This is a genomic window from Actinomadura rubrisoli, from assembly GCF_004349215.1.
Lineage (GTDB): Bacteria > Actinomycetota > Actinomycetes > Streptosporangiales > Streptosporangiaceae > Spirillospora > Spirillospora rubrisoli.
In genome coordinates, this window is record NZ_SMKU01000357.1 from 1 (window position 1) to 9,633 (window position 9,633).

Genomic DNA, 9,633 nt, shown 5'->3' on the forward strand with positions numbered 1-9,633 from the left:
GGTGGTGACGGAGGCGTACGAGCAGCTGTACGCGGAGGGGTGGCTGGAGGGCAGGCACGGGTCGGGGACGTATGTGACCGACGGCGTGGCGGCTGATCCGGAGCCGCGGACGTGGCCGGTGGAGCGGGCGGTGCCGGGGCGGCCGGACGGTCCGGGGGTGATCGACTTGCGGCCCGGCATGGCGTGGATCGGGGCGCTGGACACGCCGGCGTGGCGGCGGGCGTGGCGGCTGGCGGCGGGGATGCCGCCGCCGCAGCGTCCGGACCTGCTCGGCCTGCCGGGGCTGCGGGTGGCGCTGGCGGACTACATCCGGCGCAGCCGGGGCGTGGCGTGCCCGGTGGACGGGCTGATGGTGACGCGGGGGGCGACGAGCGGGCTGGACCTGCTCGCGGCGACGGTGGTGCGGCCGGGCGACCGGGTCGGGGTGGAGGAGCCGGGGTATCCGCGGGCGCGGGCGGTGCTGGCGGCGCGGGGCGCGGAGGTGGTGCCCTGCCCGGTGGACGAGCACGGCCTGGTCGTCGACGGGCTGCCGGACGGGCTGCGGCTGGTCTACACGACGCCGTCGCACCAGTTCCCGCTGGGCGGCGTCCTGCCCGTCGCGCGCCGCCAGGCCCTGCTGGCGTGGGCGCGGCGGACGGGCGCGCTCGTGGCGGAGGACGACTACGACGGCGAGTTCCGCTACGACGTGGCGCCGCTGCCCGCGCTGTACGGGCTGGACCCGGACACCGTGGTCTACCTGGGCACCACGTCCAAGATCCTCACCGCGGACATGGGGGTCGGGTGGCTGGTGGCGCGCCCGGGGCTCGTGGCGGCGGTCGCGGCCCGCCGCGAGGAGCTGGCCGACCGGACGAGCGTGGTGCCGCAGCACGCGCTCATGCTGCTGCTCGAACGCGGCGACGTCGACCGGCACGTCCGGCGGATGCGGGCGGAGTACGCGCGGCGGCGGCAGGTGGTCGTGGGCGCGCTGGACGGGCTGCGGCTGCGCGGCGACACGGCGGGCCTGCACGTGGTGGTGGACGTGCCGGGGCCGGTGGCCGAGCGCGTCGTGCGGGAGGCGGCCGGACGCGGCGTCCTGGTGGAGACGCTGGAGCGGCATCACAGCGGGGTCCCGCCGGTCACCGGGCTCGTGATCGGCTACGGGTCGGCGCGGGGGCTCGCGGAGCTGCGGGACGGGTGCGCGGTCGTCCGCGAGCTCGCCGTCACCTGGCCCGCGGGCCGACCGTGACCGGTTCGGACGCGCTCGGCGGCGGATGGTCGGCGGTCGTCTTGGAGATCGGCAGGGGGGACGGGCGGTCCGGCTGGCGCACCGGGTCGCCGTTCCGCTGGGCGCGCGGGACGAGGCGGGAGCCGGTGGCGGGTTCCGGGATCGGCGCGCGCGGCCTGGGGACGGGCGCCACCGGCGTGTCCGGGCCGGTGATGCGCCGGATGTCGATGGCGCCCGGGTCGGGACGGTCGACGACGGGCACCTGCGAGGCGCCGAAGTGGCCGCCGCGGGCCCAGTCCCGGCGGGTGCGGCGCGCGTGGTAGGACTGCGGCGACGGCAGCGGCGGCCCGGCGGGCCAGCGGCGGGCGATGCCCCACGCGTCGAGCCAGCGGACGATCGTGTCCAGGCCGGCGAGGAGCGTCCCGGTGAACGGGGCGCGGGCCTGGCCGACGACGACGATCTGCAGGCAGGCGCGTCCCTCGCGGCCGACGTGGTCGCCGAGCAGGCGCGCGGCGCGGGTCGCGGGGAGGAGCTGGACGATCTCCCCGGTGCCGGGGTGCCACACCAGGTGCGCGGGCCGGTCCTCCTTGATCAGGTCGGCGGCGACCGAGCGCGCCGAGACGGTGCGCGGATCGGACTCGCTGGCGAACCAGACGACCCGGGGAGCACCCCCGTGCAGTGCTCCACCGTCCTGTCGTGCCGGCATGCGGCCGGCTCCCGGCAGCCATGCGTCTGCCACGGTGCTTTCCCCCCAATCGGGCGGTCTAGTCCCGAATGGTCTAGTCCCTCTGTCGTAGCCCAGCAAGACCCAATAAGTCCAGCCCGCCGCCATGGGCCGGATATGACGGCTATTGACCACCGTGCCGCTTGAAGACCACTGTGCTCGGGTGTCGTCGCAGATGCGTACCCCGGTGCTCATCGGCTTGCACCTGTTTTCCTGTGAGAGTTTCACCTTCTCAGGCGCTGGGAGTGGACGCGTCCGCCCAGGTCAGCGCGGGGCCTGAAAGCCGGCTGGACGTTCTCTCCGCGTCGGCCGGATGTGGCCGGGGGATCACCGTCCGCACGGGACCGCCGCCGCACGGGGGGCGGGGTTCACAGCACCGACCGAGCAGCGTTCTAATAGGGCGTCATGACCGTTGACGCTGAACTTCCGGCCGGGGTCCCCGGCATCGACGTCCCCCGCCTGGCGGGCTGGCTGGCGCGCGAGCTGCCCGGGTCGGGGCGGATCACGGCGGTCGACCTGATCGCGGGCGGGCGGTCGAACCTCACCTACCGCATCACGCTGGACGGGGGGCGCCGCGTCGTGCTGCGCCGTCCGCCGCTCGGGCACGTCCTGCCGACCGCCCACGACATGGGACGCGAGTACCGGGTGCTGTCCGCGCTCGGCGTCCGGACGGCCGTGCCGGTCCCGGCGACACTGGCGTTCTGCGACGACGAGGAGGTCATCGGCGCGCGGTTCTACCTCATGGACTTCGTCGAGGGACGCGTCCTGCGCGACCGCGAGGACGCGCGGGACCTCACGCCGGGGCAGGCGCGCGGCCTCAGCGAGGCGCTGGCCGCGGCCCTCGCCGCCATCCACACCGTGGACGTGGACGCCGCCGGGCTGGCGGACTTCGGCCGGCCGAGCGGATACATGGAGCGGCAGCTCAGGCGCTGGAGCAGGCAGTGGGACGGCTCGCGGGAGGCCGTCCTGGCCACCGGCGCCGACCGCGACCTGCCCGAGTACGGACGGCTGGTCGCGCGGCTCGGCGAGCGGCTGCCCGCCGACGCCCCGGCGCGGCTCGTCCACGGCGACTTCCGGCTGGACAACGCGCTGGTCGGCCTGGAGCCGCGGCCCGAGATCGCGGCCGTGGTGGACTGGGAGATGTCGACGCTGGGCGACCCGCTGTCGGACCTCGGGCTGACGCTGGTGTACTGGGCCGAGGCGGGCGACGGCGCGGACGAGGTCCTGCCGGTCGGCGCGACGATCACCGCGGCACCCGGCTTCCTCACCCGGCGCGAGTTCGCCGGGCGGTACGCGGAGCTGACCGGGTTCGACCTCGGCGACCTCGACTTCTACGTGGCGTTCGCGTGCTTCAAGCTCGCGGTGATCCTGGAGGGCATCCACGCCCGCTTCCTGCAGAACGCGACCGTGGGGGAGGGCTTCGACCAGATCGGCGACGCGGTGCCGCTGCTGCTCGGCCGCGCCCACCGCGTCCTGGACGCCGGTTCCCCCTGGTAAAGGACGCCGGGTCCGCGCCGTACCCCCGGCGCCTGGACCGGATCCGCTGCTCCGGTCCAGGCGCCGAGGTCCTCAGCGGCAGCTGCCGAGGCGCTCAGCGGTAGTAGGGGATTAGCAGTAGTAAGAGGCTCAGCAGTAATAGGAGACGGAGGCGGAGCCTCCGGACGAGAACGAGACGGATCCGGTCTTGTGCCCGATGCACAGCTCGGCGGTGTGTGTCACGCGCACGCCCGCCGACTCGCCCGCCGAGAGGTGACCGGATCCGCCGGCCTCCAGCGCGCCGGACGTCCCGGTGACGCGCCAGCTCACCGGCCCGCCGATCGCCCTGACCACGACGGTGCACGTGTCGTCCTCGTCCATCTCGCATCCCCGCACTGACAGCTGGCCCGGCTGTTGGGGCGGCTGGGGCGCCTGTGTGGTCGGCGTGGACGAGGGCTTGCCGGACGGCGTCTTCGACGGCGTCTTGGACGGCGACGGGGACTTGGAGGGCGACGGCGACTTGGACGTCGAGGAGGTGCTCGGGGACGGCTCGCCGTCGCCGGGGGACGGGTCCGGGTCCGTCCCGGTCGGCTCTCCCTCGCCGCTGCCGCCCGGCGCCGGACGGCCGGAACTCGCGTTCGACCCGGAGTCGCCGCCGAACGCCGACATCGCGCCGACCAGCAGCACGACGGCCGCGATCCCGGCGGCGGCGACCGCGAGGACGGGGCCGCGGCGCCGCGGGGAGCGGTCGCGGGTGCGCGCGGAGGCCGGCTCGTAGGGCAGCGGCCAGCCGTACTCGTCGAACGGCTCCGTCCACGCGGCGATGGCGCGGCGGTTGTCGGCGCGGTCCGCGGCGGTGGCGGCGGTCAGCACGTCCAGGCGCAGATCGGCGGGGATCGCCGCGATCGGCAGGACGGACAGCAGCCGGTCGGGGGGCAGCGCCGGGGTGTCGCGCGAGCCGCACGCCGGGCAGCTCGCGACGTGCCGGACGAGCGACGCCGACGTCTGCGGCGACAGCGGCCACGATTCGGTCAGCGCGGAGACGCTGGGGCAGTCCTTCCAGTGGTTCTGCGCGATGAGAGAGGCGTGCAGCGCGGCGGCGAGGTCCTCGCGGGCCCGCTCGACTAGGTGCAGGGTCTCCTCAAGGGGCATCCCGAAGATGCCGGACAGGTCGACCTCGTCGAGCTCGTGCCGCACCGACAGGTCGATCGCCTCGCGCTGGCGCCCGTTCAGCGCGGCGAGCGCGCTGTGGGCGAGCAGGCGGCGCTCCTCGCGGCGGGCGAGCTGCTCGGCGGTCAGGTCGTCGTCGGCCTCCGGCGCCTCCTGGCCGGTGTGCCGGTTGGGGCTGTCGCGGCGCCGCATGCACTCCTTGCGGGCGATGGCGTACAGCCAGCCGCGCAGCCGGTCCGGCTCCCCGAGCCGGGCGACGTGCGCGCGCGCCGAGATGAGGGTGTTGCGCAGAGCCCCGGCCGCTTCGACGCGGTCGCGCAGCAGGCCGTGGCAGTAGTCGTAGAGGAACGGCGCGTAGGTGTCGTAGACCTCTGTCAGGGCGATGACGTCTCCGGCCCGCAGGGCCTCCGCCAACCTGAGATCGTCGAACTGCCCGTTCCCTGGCTCACCGGCCACGGGAATCCTCCAGGTGAAATCGGTGTGTGTGAACGTGCCCCCGGTGAGCCGCCGACGCCTATCGGCCCGCTCTGGTTGCCCGATCTTGCCACCAAGTTCCTGGAATTTCTCCCTTATGAGCGGATTTAAGTGACCGCAGGCGTACGCCGCGTGGCCGTCTCGCCTAGTAGATCCACAGTTTCGCCGACCAAGGTGATCTAGGTCACAGTCGCGTGTGCCCTCGTCACGCCTTGCAGTCCAAAGTGACGGTCGCGACGGCCCTCGGGGAGAAGGTGACCGTCCCCGATCCGCCCGGCGGAGTGCACTCGCCCGTGACGTGGGCGATGCCCGTCCGGCCGCTGGCGAGCGATCCGCCGCCGGTGGCGGTGATGCCGCCCGAGAAGCCCGTCACCTGCCAGGTCACGGGCCCGCCCACGGCCGTGACCTGGATGTCGCACCCTCCTGGCCCGGACCCCGTGATCGTGCAGGAGGTCACCGAGATTCGTCCGGCCCTGGTGCGGGTCGGGCTCGGCTTGGGCGAGCGGGACGGCGTGTGGCGCGTGGGCGTCGGCGTGGCGCTCTCGGACGGGGTCGGCGACTCCGACGGCGATTCCGACTCGCTGGACTCCGAGGGGTCCGGGGCGGACGAGGACGTACCGCTCGGGTCGCTCTGCGCGCCCGTGCGGCTCTTGGACGAGTCGGGCATCAGGAAGAACGCGCCCGTCACGATGAGCACCACGGCGGCCGCAGCGGCGAGGGCCGCCCACAGGCCGCGCGGGGCGGGCTGACGGCGGCCGCCGCCCTGCGCCGCCGCGCTCTCGAAGGGCACGGGCCAGCCCCAGGTGTCGAACGGCTCGGCGCGGTACGCGATGCCGGCGCGGTCGGCCGACAGCGCGGGGTCGGTGGCGGTGGCCAGGACGAGGCCGCGCAGGTCGGTGGGGATCATCGCCACCGGAAGCACTTGCAGGAGCCGCGCCGACGAGATGCGCTCGCGCCGGGCGTGGCAGACCGGGCACGCGCCGATGTGCTGGAGGATCCTGCGGGTGGCCTGCGGTGTGAGCGGCCACGCGCCGTCCTCCTCGACCACCTCGTCCAGCTCGGGGCAGTCGTTGCGCCCGGTGCGGGCGACGAACGCGGCGGCGAGGGCGTCGTCGAGGCGCGCGTTGGCCTCGGCCGTCAGGTGGGCGGCCTCCGGGGCGTCCATGCCGAGCACGCCGGCGATCTCCAGCGGCTCCAGGCCGTGCCGCAGCAGCAGGTCCAGCGCCTCGCGCTCGCGGCCGCGCAGGCCCGACAGGGCGCCGTGGACGAGGTGGCGCGCCTCCAGCCGCCGGTCGCGCTCCTCCTCGTCCAGGAAGCCGTCCTCGACCTCGGGCGCCTCGTGGCGCTCGGCGGGACGGTCCGGGGCGCGCAGGCGGCGCAGGCACTCATTGCGGGCCAGCGCGTACAGCCAGCCGCGGAACCGCTCGGGTTCCCGCAGGGCCGACACGTGCGCGTAGGCGGCGATGAGCGCGTCGTGCAGGGCGCCGGCCGCCGTCTCCTGGTCGCGCAGCAGCGCGTGGCAGTAGTCGTACAGGCGGGCCGCGTAGCGGTCCATGACCTGGATGAGGGCACCGGGGTCGCCTGCGGCGAGCGATCGCGCCAGGCGTTCGTCGTCGGCGCGGTCAAGGCTGGGCCATCCGGACACAAGGTCCTCCCGCGAGCTGAGAATTCCAGCTGTTCGATGAGGTTCTCGCCCGGCGCCGGCCATCCGGCGTACACACCCGGGTCGGGCGGGGCGTTCAGAAAAAGCACACTCTCCCGGCCATCGGGGGCGACGGTCCGGCCGCTGCCGGTCCTCGTCGCGGGCCAGGGAGGGGGATGAAGTCGGAGGCCCGACGGCCCCGCTCCCCGTCGGGCCTCCACCTGGTTTGACGAGCGACCCGCGCACCCGGTTGACAGGATCGAGGCGAAAAATCAGGAACTTCGATCCGTGTCCGTAAGATCACGACGTGATGCGACGCGACAGCATTTTCAGGAAGATCTTGGAGATCTCCTGCGGGGTCATGGCGACCTGCACGTTGCCGTTGGTCGCCTCGGCGATCCTCTCCAGCTCGTTGCGGTCCACGCCCTTGCCGAACCCGATCATGTTGACCTGGATCGGCTTGTTCGGGTCCTGCATGCTCTTCAGCTGCGCCAGCGTCTCCCCGAGCGACGGGCCGTCCGGGTCGTCGTTCTTGCCGTCGGTCATCAGCAGGATCGAGTTGCCGAACTCCGGCTTGAAGCTCCTGTTCATCTGCTTGTAGGCGGCCAGCATCGTCCGGTAGAGGCCGGTGTCGCCGTTCGGCTTCGGCTTCATCTGGTTGAGCCCGGACAGGACGAGGCCGCGCCGCGTGTTGGACCCGATCCGCTCGCCGAGCGGGCCGATCGACACCGACTCGCGGTAGGGCAGCTTGCCCTGCATATTCGTCGAGAACAGCCACTGGCCGAGCTCGGTGTCGTTCGACATCATGCTGAGCCCGCCCTGCGACACCTGCGCGATGGCCTGCAGCCGGTTGGTGCGCGGGGCGACCTCCTCGGCCATCGAGCCCGACACGTCGATCAGCGTGAGGATGCGCAGCCCGAGCGACAGCTTCGACCACGCCTGCATCACCTGCGCGACCTCGGCGGCCTTCGGGCCCGGCAACTGGCGCGGACGCGCCGGGCTGACGCCGAGCTTCGGCCCGAACCCGGACGGCGCCTTGCCGTCCGGCGTGCGGAAGCCCTGGTCGCGGACGTCGCTCCGCGTGCTCTCGGTGCTCATCGCCTGCTCCAGCAGGCGCGCGGCCTTCTGCTTGTCGGCGCCGTCGCCGGTGACGGTGAACGGGTAGTCCATCGACAGCGTGCCTTCGAGCGGGTACAGCGCCACGGCGGGCTCGCCCGGCTCGGTCCGGTTGTAGGCCCACACCGCCTGCTCGGACGACAGCGAGATCGGCTTCTTGCCCGTCCGGTCCTTGCGGAAGTGCGTGAACTGCGCCTGCGCGTTCGGGACGATGCTCTCCCGGACCGTCCGGACGATCCCCGTGAAGATCGACTCCCGGTTGGGGTCGTTCGCCAGCAGGGCGTTGGTGATCATGAGGGAGCCCATGCCCGCCGCGTTCCGGGCCGGGTCGGGGACGAGCAGCCGCACCGTCCCGGCCGGGATCATCTCGTTCTTGGTCACGGCGCCGCCCGCGACGCCGCCCGCCGCCTTCAGCAGGTTGTCCCAGGACGGGGTGGCGGTGATGCCCTGCTTCTTCAGCTGGAGGGCGAGCGACTGGGGCAGGCCCACGACGATCGGGCTCGTCGCCAGCGAGGTCTTGGTGGACACGACGCTCTTGCCGCCCTCCGAGCCCTGCGCCAAGGCCGTCCACAGGGAGGAGTCGGGGATCCACACGTCGGGACGCTGGTTGGCGGCGTTCGCCACGCCCTGCCCGGACAGCAGCGTCGCCACCGCCGACGGCTCGGCCTTCTTCACCTGGGCCTTGACGCACTTGCCGCCGACCTTGTGCTTGGCGTCGTTGAAGCGCCCGGCGGCCTTGACGACGACCGGCTCGATGTCGGGCGCGGCCGCCACCGACAGGCTCAGCGCGTCGCCGCCCGAGCAGCCGCCGCCGCTCTCGGCGAACGCGTACACGCCGACGCCGAGCAGCAGCGCCAGGCCGAGCGCGCCGGCCATCGGGCCGATCAGCGCGGCCGCGCTGCGCTTGCGCTTGCGGCGCCCGTACTCCCCGCTGCCGTAGCCGCCGGACCCGCCGGACCCACCGCCATGGCCGCCGGACCCGCCGGAGCCGCCTGCTCCGCCGTAGCCGCCGGAGTCGCCGGAGTCGCCGGAGCCGCCCGCGCGTCCGCCGAAGAAGCCCGTCTGGCCGCCGTCGGAACTGCGGATGGAGTCGTACTCGCTGTAGCCCGTCCCGGCCAGCGGCGACCCGGATCTCTCGATCGGCTCCTGCTGGGACGCGGCGGGCTCGCCCGGGTAGTTGCCGGATCCGGCCATGCCCGTCCCGCCGGGCGCGCCTTCCGGGCCCGCCTGGCGTCCGAGCCCGTAACCCCCGGTATCGGACGCGCCGGTGAAGCCGCCCTGGCCGTAGATCATCTCCTCGGACGACCCGCGCGGGGTGAACCACTCCGGCGTCTCGCCCGAGGCCCCCGGCGCACCGGGTCCGGGCATGCCGGAGCTCTGGGGCGCCTGCCCGGGTGGCTGGTTCTGGCCGTCGGGCGCACCGAACCAGTCGGACGACCCGTCGTTCGCCGGACCGAAAACGGGCGTGGAGGGGTCGTAACCGTCCTCGCCCATCCCGTCAGGGAAGTCATTGCGATGACGTCCGCTCATGCCTGCCCTCGATTCACCAGAAACCCGCCGATCTTCCACGGCACTGTAGTAGTACGAACCAGAGGTTACAAAGAACTCAAAACCGATGATGACGCAGGTCATGAGCGTAAGCCCCGAGAACCTCCGGATCCGTCGGGGCCGTTACCGTCCGCAATCGGAGCGGTACGGGATGGGGAGACAAAGCGCCGCACCGGCAAATCAAGATCGATTGCACAAGCTTTCGACCCGACGCGGGTTAAAGGTACTAAGTTTCCGACAACCCCGGGGAATCGTCCCCTCGCGCACCCCCTCCCGGGC

6 protein-coding genes are annotated in these 9,633 nt (G+C 73.3%); 2 read left to right on the plus strand and 4 right to left on the minus strand.

The features are described from left to right. Positions 1-1,225: MocR-like pyridoxine biosynthesis transcription factor PdxR (pdxR, locus tag E1298_RS39230; protein WP_131902456.1), on the plus strand; the 1,225-nt coding region annotated here is incomplete at its 5' end. Here the strand turns inward: pdxR and E1298_RS39235 are convergent. After that, entirely contained in the window at positions 1,200-1,910 is a 711-nt protein-coding gene (locus tag E1298_RS39235) for a hypothetical protein (RefSeq protein WP_243726090.1), read from the minus strand. The genes pdxR and E1298_RS39235 overlap by 26 nt on opposite strands. Before the next feature lie 423 nt (positions 1,911-2,333). On the opposite strand from E1298_RS39235, the gene E1298_RS39240 reads away from it, so the two are divergent. After that, a complete protein-coding gene (locus tag E1298_RS39240; protein WP_131902457.1) occupies positions 2,334-3,425 on the plus strand; it encodes a phosphotransferase family protein in 1,092 nt (363 codons plus the stop codon). A gap of 129 nt (positions 3,426-3,554) precedes the next feature. Here the strand turns inward: E1298_RS39240 and E1298_RS50820 are convergent, their stop codons facing one another. The 3 genes from E1298_RS50820 to E1298_RS39255 form a co-directional block, all read right to left on the minus strand. Next, a complete protein-coding gene (locus tag E1298_RS50820; protein WP_131902458.1) occupies positions 3,555-5,030 on the minus strand; it encodes an RNA polymerase sigma factor in 1,476 nt (491 codons plus the stop codon). Positions 5,031-5,253: 223 nt separating this feature from the next. Continuing rightward, positions 5,254-6,693: an RNA polymerase sigma factor gene (locus E1298_RS39250; RefSeq protein ID WP_165975883.1), complete on the minus strand. Its 1,440-nt coding sequence runs from the start codon at positions 6,691-6,693 to the stop codon at positions 5,254-5,256. A gap of 297 nt (positions 6,694-6,990) precedes the next feature. Then, entirely contained in the window at positions 6,991-9,336 is a 2,346-nt protein-coding gene (locus E1298_RS39255; RefSeq protein ID WP_131902460.1) for a substrate-binding and VWA domain-containing protein, read from the minus strand. Positions 9,337-9,633 lie beyond the last annotated feature (297 nt).